This is a genomic window from Streptomyces sp. NPDC003248 (assembly GCF_055563235.1).
The window spans coordinates 64188-84294 of record NZ_JBVHDT010000017.1 but is presented as its reverse complement, the minus strand read 5'-3'; the positions used below and the strand labels follow the sequence as shown (position 1 = coordinate 84294).

The following is a 20107-nucleotide window of genomic DNA, read 5'->3' as shown; positions in this document are numbered from 1 at the left end:
GGTGACCCGGGTGGTCCACCCGATCGAGCAGGAGTCGTTCCGGCGGCTGCGCGCCCGCCTGGACACCTCGCACTTCCCGCCGCTGACCCGGGCGGTGGTGGAGCGGGTGATCCACTCCGCCGCCGACCTGGAGTACGCGGCCGATCTCGTCATGGACGAGGCGGACCTGGCCGGGGCGCACGCCGCGCTGCACGCCGGGGCGCCGGTGGTCGTGGACGTGGAGATGGTCGCGGCCGGGATCACCCGGCGGGAGACCGTCTGCCGGCTGAGGGAGGCCGTGTCCGGCCCCGGGCTGACCCGTTCGGCGCACGCCGTGCGGCTGGCGTACGAACAGGTCGGGCCGGGCGCGCTCTGGGTGATCGGCTGTGCGCCGACCGCCCTGGAGGAGCTGCTGACGCTGGACGCCTCCCCCGCGCTCGTCATCGGGCTGCCCGTCGGGTTCGTCGGGGCGGCCGAGTCGAAGGCCGCGCTGCGCGAGAGCGGGCTGCCCGCCGTGAGCAACGTGTCCGAGAAGGGCGGGTCGGCGGTCGCCGCCGCCGCGCTCAACGCCCTGCTGTACCACCCCGCTTCCCCTCCCGCTTCCCAGTCGGCTTCCCGCCCCGCCTCCCCTCCGGCTTCCCGCCCGGCTTCCCCCTCCGCTTCCCACTCCGAGGAGAAACAGTGACCACCCCGCCGCCCGCCCTGCTCATCGCCGGCCATGGCACCCGGGACGACGCCGGAGCCGAGGCGTTCCGCGCCTTCGTGCGGGAGCTGGGGCGCCGCCACCCCGAGCTGCCCGTCGCGGGCGGCTTCATCGAGCTGTCCCCGCCGCCGCTGGGCGAGGCCGTCGCCGAACTCGTGGAGCGGGGGGTACGGCGTTTCGCCGCGGTCCCGCTGATGCTGGTGTCCGCCGGGCACGCCAAGGGCGACATCCCGGCGGCGCTCGCCCGTGAGAAGGAGCGTCACCCGGGGATCTCGTACGCCTACGGGCGTCCGCTGGGCCCGCACCCGGCGCTGCTGAACGTGCTGGAGCGGCGCCTGGACGAGGCGCTCGGCACCTCCGGGCGCACGCCCGGGGACCGGGCGGACGTGACCGTGCTGCTGGTGGGGCGCGGGTCGACCGACCCGGACGCCAACGCCGAGGTGCACAAGGCGGCGCGGCTGCTGTGGGAGGGGCGCGGCTACGCGGGCGTGGAGACGGCGTTCGTGTCGCTGGCGGCGCCGGACGTGCCGAACGGCCTGGACCGGTGCGTGATGCTGGGCGCGCGGCGGATCGTGGTGCTCCCCTACTTCCTGTTCACCGGGATCCTGCCGGACCGGGTGCGGCAGCAGACCGAGGGCTGGGCGGCGGCGCACCCGGAGGTCGAGGTGCGGTCGGCGGACGTCATCGGGCCCGAGCCGGAGCTGCTGGACCTGGTGATGGAGCGGTACGCGGAGGCCGTCGAGGGCGATCTGCGGATGAACTGCGACTCGTGCGTGTACCGCATCGCGCTGCCGGGCTTCGAGGACAAGGTGGGGTTGCCGCAGCAGCCGCACTTCCACCCGGACGACGACGGCCACCACCACGGGCACGGCCACGGGCACCACCCGCACGGAGGGCACGCGCACTCCCATGCACACTGACGGGCACGACCTGCGCCACCACGGTGACGCGGAGGTCCGCGACGACGGCTCCGCGCTGGTCGACCTCGCGGTCAACGTCCGCGCGGACACGCCCCCGGCCTGGCTGCGGGAGCACGTCGCCGCGTCCCTGGCCGGGCTCGCGGCCTATCCGGACGGGCGGGCGGCGCGGGCCGCGGTGGCGGCGCGGCACGGGCTGCCGGCCGGGCGGGTGCTGCTGACGGCGGGCGCCGCGGAGGCGTTCGTACTGGTGGCGCGCGCTCTGAAGATCCGTCGGGCGGTGGTGGTGCATCCGCAGTTCACGGAGCCCGAGGCGGCGCTGCGGGACGCCGGGCACGCGGTGGAGCGGGTACTGCTGCGGGAGGAGGACGGCTTCCGGCTGGACGCCGCGGCCGTCCCCGAGGACGCCGACCTGGTGGTCGTCGGCAACCCGACGAACCCGACGTCGGTGCTGCACCCCGCGTCCGCGCTCGCCGGGCTGGCCCGGCCGGGACGGACGCTGGTGGTCGACGAGGCGTTCATGGACGCGGTGCCGGGCGAGCGGGAGGCGCTGGCCGGGCGGACGGACGTGCCCGGCCTGGTGGTGCTGCGCAGTCTGACGAAGACGTGGGGGCTGGCCGGGCTGCGCATCGGCTACGTCCTCGCCGCGCCGGACACGATCGCCGAACTGGAGCGGGCGCAGCCGCTGTGGCCGGTGTCGACGCCGGCGCTGGCGGCGGCGGAGGCGTGCGTGTCGCCGCGGGCGCTGGCCGAGGCCGCCCACGCGGCCCGTCGCGTCGCCGCGGACCGGGCCCACCTCGTCGCCGGGCTGGAGGAGTTCGCCGGGCACGGGGTGCGGGTGGCGGGCCCGGCGGAGGGCCCGTTCGTGCTGGTGCGGCTGGAGCACGCGGCGGCGGTACGGCAGCGTCTGCGCGGCCTGGGCTACGCCGTGCGGCGCGGGGACACCTTCCCCGGGCTCGGGGAGGAGTGGCTGCGGCTCGCGGTGCGGGACCGGGCGACGGTGAACGGGTTCCTGCGGGCGCTGGAACGGGCGTTGGCCACGACGTCGCCGTAAGGCGGGGCAGGGCGGGAGGGGCGGGGAAGGGCTGAGCCCGCTCCCCGCCCGACACGGGGGAACGGGGGCTCCCTCACCCCCTCCGCCGGTTCGATTCGCTCCGGGCTCACTCCGGCGATCCGGGCTCACTCCGGCGATCCGGGCTCACTCCGGCGGCCCGGACGCCCGTTCAGCCCACGACCCGCCCGTTCAGCACCACCCGCAGCGGGGCTCCCAGCACGCGTACGTCCGTGCGGGGGTCCCGTTCGTACACCACCAGGTCCGCCGCCTCGCCCTCGTCCAGGCCGGGGCGGCCGAGCCACGCGCGGGCGGCCCAGGTGGCCGCCGCGAGGGCCTGGACCGGCGGGATGCCGGCCGCCACCAGCTCCGCGACCTCCTCCGCCACCAGGCCGTGGGGCAGGGTGCCGCCCGCGTCGGTGCCGACGAAGACCGGGATGCCGGCGTCGTGGGCGTTGCGGACGGTGTCGTAGCGGCGCTCGTGGAGCCGGCGCATGTGGGCCGACCAGCGGGGGTACTTCGTCTCGCCGCCGGCGGCGAGCTTGGGGAAGGTGGCGATGTTGACCAGGGTCGGGACGATCGCCACCCGGCGCGAGGCGAAGAGCGGGACGAGGTCGTCCGTCAGGCCCGTCGCGTGTTCGACGCAGTCGATGCCCGCCTCGACCAGGTCCCGCAGACTGTCCTCGGCGAAGCAGTGGGCCGTGACGCGCGCGCCCAGCCGGTGGGCCTCGGCGATCGCGGCCTCGACGGCGCCGCGCGGCCAGCAGGCGGCCAGGTCGCCCGCGTCGCGGTCGATCCAGTCGCCGACGAGTTTCACCCAGCCGTCGCCCCGCCGGGCTTCCCGGGCGACGTACGCCACCAGGTCCTCCGGCTCCACCTCCCAGGCGTAGCCGCGGAGGTAGCGGCGGGTGCGGGCGATGTGCCGGCCCGCCCGGATGATCTTCGGGAGGTCCTCGCGGTCGTCGGTCCAGCGGGTGTCGGAGGGGGATCCCGCGTCGCGGATGAGGAGCGTCCCGGCGTCCCGGTCGGTCAGCGCCTGCCGTTCCGCCACGTCCCGGTCGACGGGCCCGTGCGCGCCGAGGCCGACGTGGCAGTGGGCGTCGACCAGGCCGGGCAGGGCCCAGCCCGTCACCGTGCGCACGTCCCGGGCGCCGGCGGGGCGGTCGTAGGAGATCCGTCCGCCGACGATCCACAGTTCGTCGCGGACGTCGTCGGGTCCGGCCAGGACCCGGCCCTTCACGTGCAGCACCGGCTCATCGCTCATGTACGGCACCTTAGTCAGGCACCGGCCGGGCGCCGTCGTCCCCGCCGGGCCGGGGCTTCCCCCGGGCCGGCGGGGCGGGCCCCCTCGGGCGGGCCGGTCCGCTCCGGGACGTGCCGGTTACCCTCGTCACGTCCACCCCGTGAGTGAAGAGAGCACCGCCGTGACACACCCGTTCCTGGACCTGGCCCCGCTGGGCGCCGGCCGCTTCGCGTCGATCGAGGACCGCGTGGCGCGCCTGCTGAGCACCGAGCAGGACGTCGTGATCATGCAGGGCGAGGCGCTGCTGCCGCTGGAGGGTGCGATCAGGGCGACGGCCGGGCCCGGCACGACCGCCCTGAACGTCATCACCGGCCCGTACGGGCAGACCTTCGGCGACTGGCTGCGGGACTGCGGCGCCACCGTGATCGACCTGGCGGTGCCGTTCCACACGGCGGTCGGCGCCGAGCAGATCCGCCGGGCCTTCGCCGAGCACCCGGAGATCGACTTCGTGTCCCTGGTGCACGCGGAGGCGGCCACCGGCAACACCAACCCGGTCGCGGAGATCGGCGAGGTGGTGAAGGAGCACGGTGCGCTGTTCTACCTGGACGCGGTCGCCTCCGTGGGGGCGGAGCCGGTGCTGCCGGACGCGTGGGGCGTGGACCTGTGCGTGATCGGCGCGCAGAAGGCGATGGGCGGCCCGGCGGGCGTGTCGGCGGTGTCGGTGAGCGAGCGGGCGTGGGCACGGATGGCCGCGAACCCGCGGGCGCCGCGCCGCTCGTACCTCTCCCTCCTCGACTGGAAGGAGCGCTGGGTCGACGGCGGCCGCAAGGCGCTGCTGCACGCTCCGGCGCAGCTGGAGATGCTGGCGCTGGAGGCGTGCGTGGCACGGATCGAGGCGGAGGGGCCGGAGCGGGTGATGGCCCGGCACGCGTCCGCCGCCGCGGCGACCCGTGCGGGCGCGGCGGCCCTGGGCGGCGGCCTGGAGCCGTACGTGCACGAGGCGGCGCACGCGGCGCCGGTCGCCACGACCCTGCGTTCCCCGTCGGGTGTCTCCGCCGCGAAGCTGGTGGCCCGGGCCCTGGCGAGCGACCCGGCGCTCGCGCTGGCGGCGGGCGGGGGCGCGCTGGCCGAGGAGATGATCCGCGTCAACCACTACGGCGCCGACGCCACGCCGGGCGCGGTCCGCGGCTCCCTGACGGCCCTGGCCGGGGCCCTCGCCGACGAGGGACGGGACGTGGACCTCCAGGGCGCGCTGCGGGCGGCGGACGCGGCCTGGCGGTAGGACGTCCCGCGGGTTCCGCGTCGACGGCGCCGGGGCGACCCGGCGCCGTTCGCGTACCCGGAAAAGGCCGGACGAGCCCCCGCATTCGGGCGGCCCACCGGATTAATAATTCGCGGTAATTCTGCAATCCACCCCAACCCAATTACTTGTCGATGGCTTTCCCGGGTTCCTCTGCCCGGAATCCCTGTAGCTAAACGCGGGAAGTTTTCGATGGGATTGCGAGCGCGTGACGCATCGCACAGCGCTACCTTTATGTACGTTTTTGCGCGGTACAAATCCGTACATACTCTACGGCGATCACACGGGCATCACACAACCAGCGCCCCCTCTCCATGCATTTTCTAATTCGCGTCGGTAAGTTCAATCCGCATGACTGCCACACAAGCAGACCTGCTGATCGACCGCCCGTCGGTGGCCGACGGGGCCGCGCTCTGGCGCATTGCCAAGGAATCCGGAAAGCTCGACCTGAACTCCTCCTACAGCTATCTGCTGTGGTGCCGTGACTTCGCCGCCACCTCGGCGGTGGCGCGGGCGGAGGACGGGCGGCCCGTCGGGTTCGTCACCGGATACGTCCGGCCCGAGGCCCCGCAGACCCTGCTGGTCTGGCAGGTGGCGGTCGACGCCGCGTACCGCGGCCGCGGACTGGCGGCCGCCCTGCTCGACGGACTGACCGCACGGATCACCGCCGAGCACCCCGTCACCACCGTCGAGACCACCATCACCCCGGGCAACACCGCCTCCGAGCGGCTGTTCACCTCCTTCGCCGCCCGGCACGGGGCCGGCGTCACCCGCGAGGTGCTGTTCGGCGCCGGCCTGTTCCCGGACGGCCCCCACGACCCGGAAGTCCTCTACCGCATCGGCCCGTTGACCGCCGCCTGAGCTCACCCCCCACACACCGAGGAGCGTTCCGCCGTGACCATCACCCAGCCCGACCTCAGCGTCTTCGAAACCCTCGAGTCCGAGGTGCGCAGCTACTGCCGCGGCTGGCCGGTCGTCTTCGACCGCGCCCGGGGCAGCCGTATGCAGGACGAGGACGGCCACCAGTACCTCGACTTCTTCGCCGGTGCCGGATCCCTCAACTACGGCCACAACAACCCCGTCCTCAAACGGGCGTTGATCGACTATCTGCTGCGCGACGGCGTCACCCACGGGCTCGACATGTCCACCGTCGCCAAGCGGTCCTTCCTCCAGACCTTCCAGGACCTGGTGCTGCGGCCGCGCGACCTGCCGTACAAGGTCATGTTCCCGGGCCCGACCGGCACCAACGCCGTGGAGTCCGCGCTGAAGCTGGCGCGCAAGGTGAAGGGGCGCGAGGCGATCGTGTCGTTCACCAACGCCTTCCACGGCATGTCGCTGGGGTCGCTCGCCGTCACCGGCAACGCGTTCAAGCGGGCGGGCGCGGGCGTCCCGCTCGTGCACGGCACGCCGATGCCGTTCGACAACTACTTCGACGGCACCGTCCCCGACTTCCTCTGGTTCGAGCGGCTGCTGGAGGACCAGGGGTCCGGGCTGAACAAGCCCGCCGCCGTGATCGTCGAGACCGTGCAGGGCGAGGGCGGCATCAACGTCGCCCGTCCCGAGTGGCTACGGGCGCTGGCGGAGCTGTGCGAACGGCAGGACATGCTGCTGATCGTCGACGACATCCAGATGGGCTGCGGCCGCACCGGGGCCTTCTTCTCCTTCGAGGAGGCCGGGGTCGTCCCGGACGTCGTCACCGTGTCCAAGTCCATCAGCGGCTACGGGCTGCCCATGTCGCTGTGCCTGTTCAAGCCCGAGCTGGACGTGTGGGAGCCGGGCGAGCACAACGGCACCTTCCGCGGCAACAACCCCGCGTTCGTCACCGCCACCGCCGCCCTGGAGACCTACTGGTCCGACGGCTCCGCCATGGAGAAGCAGACCCGTACGCGCGGCGAGCAGGTCGAGCGGGCGCTGATCTCCCTCACCGAGGAGAACCTCGCCGACGTCAAGGAGTACCGGGGCCGCGGACTGGTCTGGGGCCTGGAGTTCCACGACAAGGCGCGCGCCGAACGGGTGGCGCGGCGCGCCTTCGAGCTCGGGCTGCTGATCGAGACGTCCGGACCCGAGAGCGAGGTCGTCAAGCTGCTGCCCGCCCTCACCATCACCCCGGAGGAGCTGGACGAGGGCATGGGCATCCTCGCCCGCGCCGTCCGGGAAACCGCCTGAGACCCCAGGTCAGGAAGGAAGTCACACCGTGATCGTCCGCTCGTTCAAGGACATCGAAGGCACCGACCGGCATGTGAAGTCGGCCTCCGGGACGTGGGAGAGCAAGCGCATCGTCCTGGCCAGGGAGAGGGTCGGCTTCTCCCTCCACGAGACGGTCCTCTACGCGGGCACCGAGACGTCGATGTGGTACGCGAACCACATCGAGGCCGTCGTCTGCGTCGAGGGCGAGGCCGAACTGACCGACCACGAGACCGGGCGCACCCACACCATCACGCCCGGCACCATGTACCTCCTCGACGGGCACGAACGGCACACGCTGCGCGTCAAGGAGGACTTCCGCTGCATCTGCGTGTTCAACCCGCCCGTGACCGGACGGGAGGACCACGACGAGAACGGCGTCTACCCGCTGCTCACCGAGCCCGAGGAGGTGTGAGACACCCATGACCACTCACCTGACCCCCGCGACCGCCGCCCCCGCCGCGACCGGCTTCCCCGACCTCTACCCCAGCCGCGGCGCCACCGAGGTGACCGTCCCCCGCCAGGACCCGGTCGTCTGGGGCGCGCCCGACGCGCCCGGCCCGTTCGAGCCGCTCGACCTCCACGCCTTCGAGCGGGACGGCTTCGCCACCGTCGACGATCTCCTCACGGACGACGAGGTCGCCGTCTACCGGCGGGAACTGGACCGCCTGGTGGCCGACCCGGCGATCCGGGCCGACGACCGGTCGATCGTCGAGCCGGCGTCCCAGGAGATCCGGTCCGTCTTCGAGGTGCACCGGATCAGCGAGGTCTTCGCCCGCCTCGTGCGCGACGAGCGGGTCGTCGGCCGGGCCCGGCAGATCCTCGGCTCCGACGTGTACGTCCACCAGTCGCGGATCAACGTCAAGCCGGGCTTCGGCGCCTCCGGCTTCTACTGGCACTCCGACTTCGAGACGTGGCACGCCGAGGACGGCCTGCCCCGGATGCGGACGGTGTCCGTCTCGATCGCGCTGACCGAGAACCACGACACCAACGGCGGACTCATGATCATGCCGGGCTCGCACAAGACGTTCCTCGGCTGCGCCGGCGCCACGCCGAAGGACAACTACAAGAAGTCGCTCCAGATGCAGGACGCGGGCACGCCCTCCGACGCGGCGCTCACCACGATGGCCTCCGAGTACGGCATCAGGCTGTTCACGGGCCGGGCCGGTTCGGCGACCTGGTTCGACTGCAACTGCATGCACGGGTCCGGCGACAACATCACGCCGTTCCCGCGCAGCAACGTGTTCATCGTGTACAACAGCGTCGAGAACGCGGCGATGGAGCCGTTCGCGGCGCCGGTGCGGCGGCCCGAGTTCATCGGGGCGCGGGACTTCACCCCCGTCCGGTGAAGTGAGCCGGGGGCCGCCCGCCCGGCGCGCCGCGGGCTCAGCCCGACAGCGCGTCGAGCAGGCGGTCCACGTCCCGGGCCGTGTTGTACAGGTGGAAGGACGCGCGCAGGTTGCCCGCGCGGTCGGAGACCTCGATGCCCGCGCCGCTCAGCTCCCGCTGCCGGACGCCGAGGCCGGGCACCGAGACGATCGCCGAGCCGGGGGCGGGCACGGGCTCGTGGCCGAGGTCCGCGAGCCCGGCCCGGAACCGGTCGGCGAGGGCCACGTCGTGGGCGTGGACGGCTGCCGTGCCGAGTTCCTCCACGAGGTCCAGGGAGCGGCGCAGACCCGCGAACGTGAACAGGGCGGGACTGAGGTCGAACCGCCGCGCGGAGCGGGCGAGTTCGGCCACGGGGCCGTAGCAGCTGTCCCACGGCGCCTCGCCCGCGACCCAGCCCGCGAGCAGCGGCGTCAGCCCGCCGAGGTCCTCCGGGACCACGAGGAAGGCCGCGCCGTGCGGGCCGAGCAGCCACTTGAAGGAGACGGCCGCGCTGAAGTCGTCGGCGTCGGCGTGCATCGGCAGCCAGCCCGCGGACTGGGAGTGGTCGACGTAGGTGCGTGCGCCGTGCGTCCGGGCCGCCTCCCGCAGGGCGGACAGGTCGGCGAGCCGGCCGTCCGCGGACTGGGCGGCGCTGACCGCGACGAGCGCGGTGCCGGGCCGGACGGACTCCGCGATCCGCTCCAGCGGCACGGTGCGGACCTTGAGGTCGCCGCGGACGTGGAACGGGTTCAGCACCGAGGTGAAGTCGTCCTCGGCGGTGAGCACCTCGGCGCCCGCGGGCAGCGAGGCGGCGATGACCCCGGTGTGCGCGGCGACCGAGGAGCCGACCGCCACCCGGGTGGCGGGGACGCCGGCGAGCCGGGCGAACGCGGCCCGGCAGGCCTCCACGTCCTCGTACAGCGGGGTCAGCGGCCTGCCCTCGGCCCGCAGCAGCGCCGCCTCGTGCAGGGCGGTGACCGTACGGGCCGGGAGCAGGGCGTTGCTCGCGGTGTTGAGGTAGGTGCTCTTGGGGGCGAACTCGGCGCGGACGAGGGTGTCGAAGGTCTGCGGGCCCAGGCTGCTCCGCCCGGCCTGCGGGCGCCGCGCGGTCTGCGCGCTCCCGCTGCCGGTGGTCCCGCCGGTGTCGCTCCCGGTGCTCTCCGTGGTCTCCATGGCTCCACTCTGCGGCCCGCGGAAGTCCCCGTCCATCGCGTCTTCCTACGCCGTACTCCCAAGGAACGCTTAGGAGACGGCCGCCACCTGCGCCGTCCCGCTCAGGGCCGCGGCACCGCACACCCGTCCGGACCACAGGCCCCGGCGTCGCCCGCGTCGACGTGCGCCAGCGGTGAGCGCGCGTCCCAGGCCCGGGTCAGCGCCTGCGCGAAGACCTCGGCGGGCTGGGCGCCGGACACGCCGTAGGCGCGGTCGAGGACGAAGAACGGCACGCCGTTCGCCCCGAGCCGGGCGGCCTCCCGCTCGTCGGCACGGACGTCGGCGGCGTACGCGGCCGGGTCGGCGAGCACCCCGCGGGCGGCGCCGGCGTCGAGACCGGCCTCGGCGGCGAGCTCGACCAGCCGCTCGTCGCCCTCGGTGAACAGCGACCGCTCCTCGGCGAAGTTCGCCCGGTACAGGAGCTGGAGCAGCTCGTCCTGGCGGCCCCGCTCCTTGGCGAAGTGCAGGAGGCGGTGCAGGTCGAAGGTGTTGCCGTGGTCGCGGCCCCGGGTGCGGTACGCCAGTCCCTCGGCGGCGGCCTGCGCCCCGAGGTTCTCCTCACCGGCCTGTGCCTGCGCCTCGCTCATGCCGTACTTCCGGGTGAGCATCGTGAGCACCGGCTCGACGTCGCCCTGGGCGCGGCCGGGGTCCAGTTCGAAGGAGCGGTGCACCACCTCGACCTCGTCCCGGTGCGGGAAGGCCGCGAGCGCCTTCTCGAAGCGGGCCTTGCCCACGTAGCACCAGGGGCAGGCGATGTCGCTCCAGATCTCGACGCGCATGGATCGGCTCTCTTCGGGGTCGCTCGGACGTTCGGGTGCGGAGACTCCTCTCCGACGCGTGCGTGAACGTTCAAGTGTCCCTGGGCATTCCCGGCCGAGCTCAGCTCCCGTCGCGCAGGTCGTCCGGCCACGTCGGCCGGAAATCCAGGCGGTCGTAGGTGACCACGCAGCCCTGTCCCATCGGGGACTGCGTCATGAAGCCGACCAGGGCCGCGCCCGTCTCCTTCTCGTCGCCCAGGGTGAACAGCCGGACGAAGGTCCAGCGTTCGCCGTTCCGGGAGGCGTGGAAGGCGAGGGCCCGTCCGGTCCGGCTGACCCGCAGCCAGACCGTGCTGCCGTCCACCGTGAAGGAGTTGGCGTCGTCGGAGTGCCCCCGGGTGACCACCGTGCAGACGGTGGGCACGTCCGGGGAGTACTCCAGGCAGAGCTTGGCCCAGGCCCGTTCGCCGACGTGGACGTAGAGCACGCCGGCGTCGAAGGCACCGTTGAACCCGACGGTGACCCGGGCGACGAGCTGGAAGTCCCCTTCGGGCGCCCCGAGCAGCCGGGGCGCGTCGGTGGCGGGGTCCAGCGCCTCCCCGGTGGGCGGCACGAACCGGTCCTGCCGGGGACCGGCCCACCCGGTGAGGACTCCGTCCTCGTAGGACCAGTGCCCGTCAGGACCGTAGGTGCGGAGGGGGAAGGGCAGTTCGGGGAGTTCGACGTCCATCCTCAGAGTGTCCCGGTTCCCTCTCTCCGCATGCCGACGGGGTCGTCTCAGCGCTCGAGGCGGTTGTTGAAGCGCCGGGGCAGACCGAGCGGGTTGTCGTCGCGCAGCTCGGGCGGCAGCAGCGCCTCGGGGGCGTTCTGGTAGACGACCGGCCGCAGCCACCGCTCGATGGCCGTGCCGCCCACGGAGGTCGACGTGGACGTCGTGGCCGGGTACGGCCCCCCGTGGTGCTGGGCCGGGGCGACGGCGACGCCCGTCGGCCAGCCGTTGACCAGGACGCGTCCGGCGAGCGGGGTGAGGTCGGCGAGGATCTCGGAGCCGCGGCCCTCGCCCGCCGCCTCGCCCTCGGAGAGCTGGACCGTCGCCGTGAGGTTGCCCGGCAGCCGCGACAGGACCGCCTTGACCTCGGCGTCGGAGTCGTAGCGGGCCACGACGGTGACCGGCCCGAAGCACTCCTCCAGGAGCAGGTCGTACTCGCCCTCCTCGGCCAGCCGGGCCGCGGGGACGGTCAGGAACCCGGCGCTGACGGTGTGCTCCCCGCCGGCGCCCGGCGTCACCGGGGACTCCACGTCGGGCAGTTCGGTGCGCTCGGCGACCCCCGCGATGAAGTTGTCCCGCATCCGGTGGTCGAGCAGCACGCCGGCGTCCGTGTCGCCGACCGCGTCCGTCAGCGACTTGACCAGCCCGTCGCCGGCGGCGCCGGACGGCACCAGCACGAGGCCCGGCTTCACGCAGAACTGTCCGACGCCCAGCGTCATCGACCCGGCGAGGCCGGTGCCGATCGCCTCGGCGCGCTCGGCGGCGGCCGCCTCGGTCACGACGACGGGGTTCAGGGAGCCCAGCTCGCCGTGGAACGGGATCGGCACCGGCCGGGCCGCCGCCGCGTCGAACAGCGCGCGTCCGCCCCGGATGGAACCGGTGAAGCCGGCGGCGGCGACCAGCGGGTGGCGGATGAGCTCGACGCCCGCCTCGAAGCCGTGCACGAGACCGACGACGGCCGGGTCGACGCCGTGTTCGGCGGCGGCGTCCCGCAGCACCTGGGCGACCAGCTCGGACAGGGCCGGGTGGTCGGGGTGGGACTTGACGACGACCGGGCAGCCCGCGGCCAGCGCGCTCGCGGTGTCGCCGCCGGCGACGGAGAAGGCGAAGGGGAAGTTGGAGGCCGAGTAGACGGCGACGACGCCCAGGGACACCTTGTAGCGGCGCAGGTCCGGGACGGGCGGGGTGGCCGTGTCGTCGGGGTGGTTGATGACGACGTCGAGGAAGGCGCCCTCGTCGACGATGCCGGCGAACGCGCGCAACTGGTAGCAGGTGCGGGCGAGCTCACCGCCGAGGCGGACCGGACCGAGCGCGGTCTCCGCGTCGGCCACCTCGACCAGGCGGTCCTTGGCCGCCTCCAGCCGGTCGGCGGCGGTGCGCAGGAAGGCGGCGCGGACGGTGCGGTCGGTGAGCGCCTCACGGGTGGCGTGGGCGGCGCGGACGACGGAGTCCACCTCCTGGGCCGTCGCCTCCACCGCGACCTGCTCCCGCTGCTTCCCGGTTCGGGGGTCGACACTCCAGACTGGTGCTGCTGCCACCGCGGGTCCTCCACGCGCTCTGTCCCAGAGGCGTTCGATATACTGAACGCCGTCTCTGATGATGAATATGCTGTTGGAGACTATTTCCGTCGATGGAAGGGGTCAAGGGCGATGTCGGCTGGCGAGACGGGGGGCGGGGCGCAGGTCAAGTCCGCGGTACGGACGGTTGAACTGCTGGAATACTTCGCCGGTCGCCCCGGTATGCACTCCCTCGCGGCGGTCCAGGAGGCCGTCGGCTACCCCAAGTCGAGTCTGTACATGTTGCTGCGCACGCTCGTGGAGCTGGGCTGGGTGGAGACCGACGCCACGGGCACGCGCTACGGCATCGGCGTGCGGGCCCTGCTGGTGGGCACCTCCTACATCGACGGCGACGAGGTGGTCGCGGCCGCCCGGCCGACGCTGGACCGGCTCTCGGACGACACCACCGAGACCATCCACCTGGCCCGCCTGGACGGCACCAACGTCGTCTACCTCGCCACCCGCCAGTCCCAGCACTACCTGCGGCCCTTCACCCGGGTCGGCCGCCGCCTCCCGGCCCACTCGACCTCCCTCGGCAAGGCGCTGCTGAGCACGCACACCGACGAAGCGGTCCGCAAGATCCTCCCCGAGACGCTCCCGGCGCTCACCGAGCACACCATCACGGACCGGGAGAAGCTCATCGAGGAGCTGCACCAGATCCGCGAGCAGGGCTTCGCCGTGGACCGCGAGGAGAACACGCTGGGCCTGCGCTGCTTCGGCGTGGCGATCCCCTACCGCACCCCGGCGCGGGACGCGATCAGCTGCTCGGTGCCGGTGGCCCGGCTGACCCCCGCGCACGAGCAGATGGTGAAGGACGCGCTGTTCGACGCGCGCGACCGGCTGACCCTGGCGACCCGGAGGCTCTGAACGGTGCGGGTGGTGCTCCGCGAGGTCCACGACAGCGACCTGCCGGTCTTCTTCCGGCAGCTCAACGATCCCGAGGCCCTGCGCATGGCCGCGTTCACCCCGGAGGACCCGGCCGACCGGGCCGCCTTCGACGCGCGCTGGGAACGCCTCCGCGCCACCGCCGTGGTCCGCACGGTCCTGGCCGACGGGGACGTGATCGGGAACGCGGCGGTGTACGGGGAGCCCGGCGAGCGGGAGGTCACGTACTGGGTGGACCGCGCCTACTGGGGGCGGGGGGTGGCGACGGCCGCGCTGCGCGGGCTGCTGGCCGAGGTGACGGAACGGCCGCTGTACGCGCGGGCGGCGGCGGACAACGCCGGCTCACTGCGCGTGCTGGAGAAGTGCGGGTTCCGGGCGACGACGCGGGCCAGGGGGTACGCGCCCGCGCGGGGTGCGGAGATCGACGAGGTCGTGCTGCTGCTGGAGTGAGGCCGGCCCGCCGCCGCGGCCTCGCCGGGCGCAGGATGAACGGACGATGAGAAAACCGGGCGGACGGGAACGTTTCCCCTCCGCCCGTTCGTCTTCCGGACGCCATGAACAGAACGATCAGGCGCGCCTCGGTCTTCGCGCTGCTGCTGGTGTTCGCCCTGCTGGTCCGGGCGACCTGGGTGCAGTTCTACGAGGGCCAGGCGCTCGCGGACGACAACGACAACCGGCGGGGCGCGATCAAGACGTACGCCGCGCCGCTAGGGAACATCATCGTGGCCGGCCGGGCGGTCACCGGCTCGGCGGCCACGGCCGGCAGCGACCTGGAGTACAGACGCACGTACACGGACGGCGAGCTGTACGCGGCGGTCACCGGCTACGCCTCGCAGAGCTACGCCCCGACGCAGCTGGAGGGCATCTACGCCGACCTGCTCAACGGCACGGACAGCCGGCTGACGACCGCGATGGACACGGTCACCGGCCGGCGGGCCGACCCGGGCAACGTGATCACCACGATCGACCCGGACGTGCAGAAGGCGGCCTACGACGCGCTCGGCGACACCAAGGGCGCGGCGGTCGCGATCGACCCGTCGACCGGCCGGATCCTCGCGGTCGTGTCGACGCCGTCGTACGACCCGTCGTCCCTCACCGACGCCGACTCCGCCGGCGCGGCCTGGAAGAAGCTCACCTCGGACGAGGACAAGCCGCTCACCAACCGCGCGCTGCGGCAGCCGCTGCCGCCGGGCTCGACGTTCAAGCTGGTGGTCGCGGCGGCCGCGCTGGAGGACGGGCTGTACGCGTCGGTGGACGAGAAGACGGACAGCCCGGACCCCTACACCCTGCCGGGCACGACGACGGTCCTGAAGAACGAGAACACGTCCGCGCCCTGCGAGGACGCCTCCATCCGGGTCGCCCTCCAGTACTCGTGCAACAACGTCTTCGCGCACATGGCGGTCCAGCTCGGACAGGACACGGTGAAGGCGATGGCCGAGAAGTTCGGCTTCAACGACGAGACGCAGGACGTGCCGGTGCGGGCGTACCCGAGCGTGTACCCGTCCGGCATGGACGCGTCGTCGACCGCCCTGACCGGTATCGGCCAGTACGACGTGACGGCGACCCCGCTCCAGATGGCCATGGTGTCCGCCGCCATCTCCAACGGCGGAGAGCTGGTCTCGCCGCATATGGTCGCGCAGATCACCGACGGCGGCGGCGATGTGCTGGAGGACTACGACGACGAGGCCTCGACCACGCGGATCGTCAGCTCCGGCACGGCCGAGCAGCTGCGGTCGGCGATGCGGACGGTCGTCGAGCAGGGCACGGGCACGAACGCGCTGATCGACGGGGTCACCGTCGGCGGCAAGACCGGCACCGCCCAGCACGGTGAGAACAACAGCAAGACCCCGTACGCCTGGTTCACGTCGTACGGCGAGGCCGGCGGCGAGCAGGTCGCCGTGGCGGTGGTCGTGGAGCAGTCGGACGCGGCGCGGTCGGAGGTCAGCGGCAACGGACTGGCCGCGCCGGTCGCCAAGGCCATGATGCAGGCGGCGCTGAAAGGCTGAGGTGGGCCGCGCGACCGGCGTGCGGGTCCGCCGTGGCCGGTCGCGCGGTTCCCCCCGCCCCTCAGGGCGCGCCCGTCGCCGGAGTCACCGCCCGACGCCGAGCAGCTGCTCGACGGGGTCGATCGCGAAGTACACGACGAACAGGGCCGAGGCCCCCCACAGCAGCCAGTGGACCTCCTTCGCCCGGCCCAGCACCGTCTTGATCACCACGTGGGCGAGGAAGCCCGCGCCGATGCCGTTGGTGATGGAGTAGGTGAACGGCATCACGGCGATCGTCAGGAACGCGGGGACGGCGATCTCGTACCGGTCCCAGTCGATGTTCTTGACCTGGGTCATCATCAGGAAGCCGACCACGACCAGCGCGGGCGCGGCCGCCTGGAGCGGGACGATGGTGAGCAGCGGGGTCAGGAACAGGGCGAGGGCGAAGAGGCCGCCGGTGACCAGGTTGGAGAAACCGGTGCGGGAGCCCTCGCCGACGCCGGCGGCGGACTCGATGTAGGAGGTCGCGGAGGAGGACGAGGCCGCGCCGCCCGCGACCGCCGCCGCGCCGTCGATGAGCAGCACCCGGCCGAGGTGGGGCACCTTGCCGTCCTCGTCGAGCAGGTTCGCCTCGGCGCTGATGCCGACGACCGTGCCCATGGTGTCGAAGAAGTCCGACAGGAGCAGGGTGAACACCAGCAGGACGACGGTGACGGCGGTGGTCTCGGCGAACGCGCCGAACAGGCTGAAGTGACCGATCAGCCCGAAGTCGGGGGTGGAGACGGCCTCGTCGGGCCAGGACGGGGTGGTCAGCCCCCAGGACTCGACGTCGGCGACCGAGTCGATGACGATCGCGAGCACCGTCATGGTCACGATGCCGATCAGGATGGCGCCCCTGACCTTGCGGGCGAGCAGCGCGACGGTCAGCAGCACGCCGAGGCAGAAGACCAGGACCGGCCAGCCGGAGAGGCTGCCGGCACCGCCGAGCTGGACCGGGACCGTGGTGTTCGCGGCGTCCGGGACGCGGCTGACGAAGCCGGCGTCGACGAAGCCGATGAAGGCGATGAACAGGCCGATGCCGACGCTGATCGCGTGCTTCAGCGGCTGCGGGACGGCGTGCATGACGGCCTCGCGCAGACCGGTCACCACCAGGACGCAGATCAGCAGGCCTTCCAGCACGATCAGGCCCATCGCGTCGTCCCAGCTCATCAGCGGGGCGATCTGGAAGGCGACCACCGCGTTCAGGCCGAGGCCGGCGGCGAGCGCGAGCGGCAGATTGCCGACGGCCCCCATGACGATCGTCATCACGGCGGCCACCAGGGCGGTGGCGGTGGTGAGTTGGACGACGTCGAGGGAGTGCCCGAACTTGTCCTTCGCGCTTCCCAGGATGATGGGATTCAGGACAAGGATGTAGGCCATCGTGAAGAACGTGGCGAAGCCGCCGCGTATCTCCCGGCCGAACGTCGATCCCCGTGCGGAGATTCTGAAGAACCGGTCGACGCTGTTCACCGCCGGGGGCGGGACGGTTGACCGGTCGGCCGCCTTCCGTACGTCGGACATGAAGGGCCCTCCTCGTGACCTGGTGGATCAGTGTGCGGACGCTGGCTGGATTGTTCCCGCGTCGAACCCGCTCCGGGTTTTCGCCGTGTTACGGAATCGGGGTGGGACGACGTTCGGACCGTCATACGGCGTTCGAACCCCCGATCAGGGACCGACAGAGACCGCTGCTACGCTTCCGGCTCTCGTCCCGGCACCCTCTCGGGACATCCCCATGTCATTCACATGACACGCACGGCAGGCGCCCCGCCGGGTGCCGGTAGTCACCGAGAAGAGGTCACCCGTGGGCACAGTCGTCGACGACGCAGCCTCCGTGGAGTTCCATGCCTTCTTCGAACGCCACTACGCCGAACTGTCCCGCCTGGCCTTCCTGTTGACCGGCGAGGCGGACACGGCCGACGATCTGGCGGCGGACGCGCTGCTGGCGCTGTGGCACCGCTGGGACCGGGTGCGCGCGGCCGACCATCCGGTGGCCTACGCGCGGGGCGTCGTCGCCAACCTGGCCCGCACCCGTATCCGCAGCGCCGTCCGCGAACGCCGCAGGATCTCCCTCTTCTGGTCGCACCGCGAGGAGAAGACGGAGAACCCCGACGTCGCGGGCGTGGTGGACGTGCAGTCGGCGCTGCGTAGACTCCCCTTCCGCAAACGGGCCTGCGTGGTGCTGCGGCACGCCTTCGACCTCTCGGAGAAGGACACCGCCCTCGCCCTGGGGGTCTCGGTGGGTACGGTGAAGAGCCAGACCTCGAAGGGAATGGCCGAGTTGCAAAGACTGCTCGGCGCTCAAGGAGCTCCGCGGAAGGTGCACGCCGTGATGGCGGCGCGCACCGGTGAGGCCGGAGGAAGGAACCGATGACGATGCGGCAGGACGTGCACGACGAGCTGCGCGCCCGGCTGCACGAGGCGGCCGAGGCGCACGAGCCCGACCGCGCGCGCATCCTGGCCCGGATCGAGCGCGGCATGGCGGGGCAGGACCGGGCCGCCGGCCACCGGGCGAGCCGGCCGCCCCTGTGGGGCTGGGCGCGGATCGTCGGCGCGACGGCCGCGGTCGCGGGCATGCTCGCGGTCGGCGGTTACGCGGTGGCGTCCGCGGTGAAGGACGTTCCCCCGCGGCCGCAGACGGTGGCCGTCTCGCCGCCGCCGGTGGAGTCCCCCAGCGCCACGAGCCGCCCGCCGGCCTCCCCGTCGGCGACGCCCGGCGGCTCCGGGGGCGCGGAGCAGGAACCGGCCGAACCGAGCAGCTCCCCGCCGAGCACCGCGGACCCGACGCCCTCGGCACCGCCCGCCGTCACGCTGCTGCCGCCCAACGATGACGACGACGACGGGCCGCTGTGGTCCGACGGTTCCATCGACCCCCACAGCAACGACTTCTGGGCGCAGAGCAACGTCACGGTGAAGGCGAAGAAGGAAGTCACCGCGCTCACCGTGCAGTTGAAGATCGCTCAGACCGGTGGTGTCTCCTCGACCGGCGCCTGGCGCTCGCTGCCGGAGGACGACTTCACCCTGACCGTCACCGAGCAGGACGGCTTCCTGGTCTACACCTGGGTGCTCAAGGAGGGCCGTACGCTCGCCGCGGGCGAGTGGGTGTTCGCCGGGCAGTACGACCACGACCGCGGCGGCCGCGACGCCAAGGACGACAGCTATGTGATCGCCGGCGAGGCCGACGGCGAGGACCGCTCCCTGGGCGGGGACTTCGCCGTCCACGACGACTAGGGCGACGCGTAGGAGGAGAACCCGGAGACCGCGGCAACCCTTTCCCGGCCGGTGGCGACCACACGGCACAAGAGTCACCACCACCTGAGGAATGGGCACATGACTGCACCAGCACGACCGCGCGCCCGGCACCGCCGCCAGGCCACCCGGCGGCGGACGCTGATCGCCGGCTCCGCCGCCCTCGCGCTCTCCGGCGCGGCGCTCGTCACCACCACGACGCTGACCTCCGCGGGCGCCGCGACCGCCTGGCCGACGGCCACCGGCAGCAAGGCCGTCACCTCGACGATCTCGGTCTCCGGTACCTACGACGGCGGGCTCAAGAAGTTCTACGGCTCCGGCAGCCTGGGCGGCGACAGCCAGGACGAGGACCAGGACCCGGTCTTCGAGCTCGCCGACGGAGCCGTGCTGAAGAACGTCATCATCGGGTCCCCGGCCGCGGACGGCGTCCACTGCAAGGGCTCCTGCACGCTCCAGAACGTGTGGTGGCTGGACGTCGGCGAGGACGCCGCCAGCTTCAAGGGCACCTCGTCGTCGGCCGTGTACACGGTCTACGGCGGCGGCGCGAAGAACGCCGACGACAAGGTCTTCCAGTTCAACGGCGCCGGCAAGCTGGTGGTCACCAAGTTCCAGGTCGAGAACTTCGGCAAGCTGGTGCGCTCCTGCGGCAACTGCTCGAAGCAGTACCGGCGGACGGTCATCATCAACGACGTGGACGTGACCGCGCCGGGCAACGCGATCGTCGGCGTCAACGCCAACTACGGCGACACGGCCGCACTGCGCAAGGTCCGCATCCACGGCGACAGCGGCAAGAAGATCAAGACCTGCGTCCGCTTCACGGGCAACACCACCGGTGCCGAGCCGACCGAGATCGGCACCGGCCCCTCCGGGACGACCTGCGACTTCACGTCGTCCGACCTCACCTACGACTGA

Annotated in this window: 20 protein-coding genes; 14 read left to right on the top strand and 6 right to left on the bottom strand. The window is 72.8% G+C overall.

The genetic code is table 11. From position 1 onward, the window contains the following. The first annotated feature begins 1 nt into the window (after position 1). Genes ACZ3KJ_RS30225 through cobC form a run of 3 tightly spaced genes read left to right on the top strand, consistent with a single transcriptional unit; the run spans position 2 to position 2653 of the window. Positions 2-664 (top strand): precorrin-8X methylmutase, encoded by a 663-nt coding sequence (locus tag ACZ3KJ_RS30225; protein ID WP_467531720.1) that lies wholly within the window; start codon positions 2-4, stop codon positions 662-664. Beyond that, the gene (locus tag ACZ3KJ_RS30220) at positions 661-1602 is read left to right on the top strand and encodes a sirohydrochlorin chelatase (RefSeq protein WP_467531617.1); all 942 of its coding nucleotides are present in this window, start codon (positions 661-663) and stop codon (positions 1600-1602) included. The genes ACZ3KJ_RS30225 and ACZ3KJ_RS30220 overlap by 4 nt, the downstream gene beginning before the upstream one ends. Then, positions 1592-2653, top strand: a complete 1062-nt coding sequence (cobC, locus tag ACZ3KJ_RS30215; RefSeq protein WP_467531616.1) for an Rv2231c family pyridoxal phosphate-dependent protein CobC — start codon at positions 1592-1594, stop codon at positions 2651-2653. The genes ACZ3KJ_RS30220 and cobC overlap by 11 nt, the downstream gene beginning before the upstream one ends. Before the next feature lie 169 nt (positions 2654-2822). Here the strand turns inward: cobC and ACZ3KJ_RS30210 are convergent, their stop codons facing one another. Then, the gene (locus tag ACZ3KJ_RS30210; RefSeq protein ID WP_467531614.1) at positions 2823-3914 is read right to left on the bottom strand and encodes an amidohydrolase family protein; all 1092 of its coding nucleotides are present in this window, start codon (positions 3912-3914) and stop codon (positions 2823-2825) included. Between the two features lie 160 nt (positions 3915-4074). Here ACZ3KJ_RS30210 and ACZ3KJ_RS30205 point away from each other — a divergent pair, with 160 nt between their 5' ends. The 5 genes from ACZ3KJ_RS30205 (at position 4075) to thpD (ending at position 8726) form a co-directional block, all read left to right on the top strand. Beyond that, positions 4075-5175 carry a pyridoxal-phosphate-dependent aminotransferase family protein gene (locus ACZ3KJ_RS30205; RefSeq protein ID WP_467531718.1) on the top strand — a complete coding sequence of 367 codons (1101 nt, stop codon included), beginning with the start codon at positions 4075-4077 and terminating at the stop codon, positions 5173-5175. Positions 5176-5544: 369 nt separating this feature from the next. Then, positions 5545-6054 carry a diaminobutyrate acetyltransferase gene (gene ectA / locus ACZ3KJ_RS30200; RefSeq protein ID WP_467531613.1) on the top strand — a complete coding sequence of 170 codons (510 nt, stop codon included), beginning with the start codon at positions 5545-5547 and terminating at the stop codon, positions 6052-6054. Positions 6055-6087: 33 nt separating this feature from the next. Next, a complete protein-coding gene (gene ectB, locus ACZ3KJ_RS30195) occupies positions 6088-7359 on the top strand; it encodes a diaminobutyrate--2-oxoglutarate transaminase (RefSeq protein ID WP_467531611.1) in 1272 nt (423 codons plus the stop codon). Positions 7360-7387: 28 nt separating this feature from the next. Beyond that, positions 7388-7792 (top strand): ectoine synthase, encoded by a 405-nt coding sequence (locus ACZ3KJ_RS30190; RefSeq protein WP_467531610.1) that lies wholly within the window; start codon positions 7388-7390, stop codon positions 7790-7792. A 7-nt stretch (positions 7793-7799) separates the two neighbouring features. Next, entirely contained in the window at positions 7800-8726 is a 927-nt protein-coding gene (gene thpD / locus ACZ3KJ_RS30185; RefSeq protein ID WP_467531608.1) for an ectoine hydroxylase, read from the top strand. Between the two features lie 37 nt (positions 8727-8763). On the opposite strand, the gene ACZ3KJ_RS30180 is transcribed toward thpD, so the two are convergent. The 4 genes from ACZ3KJ_RS30180 to ACZ3KJ_RS30165 all read right to left on the bottom strand — a co-directional run bounded on the left by ACZ3KJ_RS30180 (position 8764) and on the right by ACZ3KJ_RS30165 (position 13022). Next, positions 8764-9918 carry an aminotransferase class V-fold PLP-dependent enzyme gene (locus tag ACZ3KJ_RS30180; protein ID WP_467531606.1) on the bottom strand — a complete coding sequence of 385 codons (1155 nt, stop codon included), beginning with the start codon at positions 9916-9918 and terminating at the stop codon, positions 8764-8766. Positions 9919-10019: 101 nt separating this feature from the next. After that, positions 10020-10736, bottom strand: coding sequence for a DsbA family oxidoreductase (locus tag ACZ3KJ_RS30175; protein WP_467531605.1), 717 nt, complete (start codon positions 10734-10736; stop codon positions 10020-10022). Between the two features lie 100 nt (positions 10737-10836). Further along, complete coding sequence (locus ACZ3KJ_RS30170; RefSeq protein WP_467531603.1) at positions 10837-11445, bottom strand: DUF1349 domain-containing protein; 609 nt, start codon at positions 11443-11445, stop codon at positions 10837-10839. 47 nt (positions 11446-11492) lie between these two features. Next, complete coding sequence (locus tag ACZ3KJ_RS30165) at positions 11493-13022, bottom strand: aldehyde dehydrogenase (NADP(+)) (RefSeq protein ID WP_467531601.1); 1530 nt, start codon at positions 13020-13022, stop codon at positions 11493-11495. 111 nt (positions 13023-13133) lie between these two features. On the opposite strand from ACZ3KJ_RS30165, the gene ACZ3KJ_RS30160 reads away from it, so the two are divergent. The 3 genes from ACZ3KJ_RS30160 (at position 13134) to ACZ3KJ_RS30150 (ending at position 15931) form a co-directional block, all read left to right on the top strand. Then, positions 13134-13907 carry an IclR family transcriptional regulator gene (locus ACZ3KJ_RS30160; protein WP_467531599.1) on the top strand — a complete coding sequence of 258 codons (774 nt, stop codon included), beginning with the start codon at positions 13134-13136 and terminating at the stop codon, positions 13905-13907. Positions 13908-13910: 3 nt separating this feature from the next. Next, positions 13911-14375: a GNAT family N-acetyltransferase gene (locus tag ACZ3KJ_RS30155; RefSeq protein ID WP_467531598.1), complete on the top strand. Its 465-nt coding sequence runs from the start codon at positions 13911-13913 to the stop codon at positions 14373-14375. Between the two features lie 104 nt (positions 14376-14479). Next, positions 14480-15931: a peptidoglycan D,D-transpeptidase FtsI family protein gene (locus ACZ3KJ_RS30150; protein WP_467531596.1), complete on the top strand. Its 1452-nt coding sequence runs from the start codon at positions 14480-14482 to the stop codon at positions 15929-15931. An 84-nt stretch (positions 15932-16015) separates the two neighbouring features. Here the strand turns inward: ACZ3KJ_RS30150 and ACZ3KJ_RS30145 are convergent, their stop codons facing one another. After that, complete coding sequence (locus tag ACZ3KJ_RS30145; protein WP_467531594.1) at positions 16016-17470, bottom strand: NCS2 family permease; 1455 nt, start codon at positions 17468-17470, stop codon at positions 16016-16018. 280 nt (positions 17471-17750) lie between these two features. Here ACZ3KJ_RS30145 and ACZ3KJ_RS30140 point away from each other — a divergent pair, with 280 nt between their 5' ends. The 3 genes from ACZ3KJ_RS30140 (at position 17751) to ACZ3KJ_RS30130 (ending at position 20107) form a co-directional block, all read left to right on the top strand. Next, positions 17751-18320, top strand: coding sequence for a SigE family RNA polymerase sigma factor (locus tag ACZ3KJ_RS30140; RefSeq protein ID WP_467531592.1), 570 nt, complete (start codon positions 17751-17753; stop codon positions 18318-18320). Then, a complete protein-coding gene (locus ACZ3KJ_RS30135) occupies positions 18317-19177 on the top strand; it encodes a hypothetical protein (RefSeq protein ID WP_467531590.1) in 861 nt (286 codons plus the stop codon). Before ACZ3KJ_RS30140 ends, ACZ3KJ_RS30135 begins: the two co-directional genes overlap by 4 nt. Before the next feature lie 99 nt (positions 19178-19276). Continuing rightward, positions 19277-20107, top strand: coding sequence for a pectate lyase (locus ACZ3KJ_RS30130; RefSeq protein WP_467531589.1), 831 nt, complete (start codon positions 19277-19279; stop codon positions 20105-20107).

Coding starts and splice junctions, on each gene's coding strand:
- cobC (WP_467531616.1), top strand. CDS start 1,592: ATGCACACTGACGGGCACGACCTGCGCCACCACGGTGACGCGGAGGTC.
- ACZ3KJ_RS30210 (WP_467531614.1), bottom strand. CDS start 3,914: ATGAGCGATGAGCCGGTGCTGCACGTGAAGGGCCGGGTCCTGGCCGGA.
- ectA (WP_467531613.1), top strand. CDS start 5,545: ATGACTGCCACACAAGCAGACCTGCTGATCGACCGCCCGTCGGTGGCC.
- thpD (WP_467531608.1), top strand. CDS start 7,800: ATGACCACTCACCTGACCCCCGCGACCGCCGCCCCCGCCGCGACCGGC.
- ACZ3KJ_RS30180 (WP_467531606.1), bottom strand. CDS start 9,918: ATGGAGACCACGGAGAGCACCGGGAGCGACACCGGCGGGACCACCGGC.
- ACZ3KJ_RS30175 (WP_467531605.1), bottom strand. CDS start 10,736: ATGCGCGTCGAGATCTGGAGCGACATCGCCTGCCCCTGGTGCTACGTG.
- ACZ3KJ_RS30170 (WP_467531603.1), bottom strand. CDS start 11,445: ATGGACGTCGAACTCCCCGAACTGCCCTTCCCCCTCCGCACCTACGGT.
- ACZ3KJ_RS30160 (WP_467531599.1), top strand. CDS start 13,134: ATGTCGGCTGGCGAGACGGGGGGCGGGGCGCAGGTCAAGTCCGCGGTA.
- ACZ3KJ_RS30150 (WP_467531596.1), top strand. CDS start 14,480: ATGAACAGAACGATCAGGCGCGCCTCGGTCTTCGCGCTGCTGCTGGTG.
- ACZ3KJ_RS30145 (WP_467531594.1), bottom strand. CDS start 17,470: ATGTCCGACGTACGGAAGGCGGCCGACCGGTCAACCGTCCCGCCCCCG.
- ACZ3KJ_RS30135 (WP_467531590.1), top strand. CDS start 18,317: ATGACGATGCGGCAGGACGTGCACGACGAGCTGCGCGCCCGGCTGCAC.
- ACZ3KJ_RS30130 (WP_467531589.1), top strand. CDS start 19,277: ATGACTGCACCAGCACGACCGCGCGCCCGGCACCGCCGCCAGGCCACC.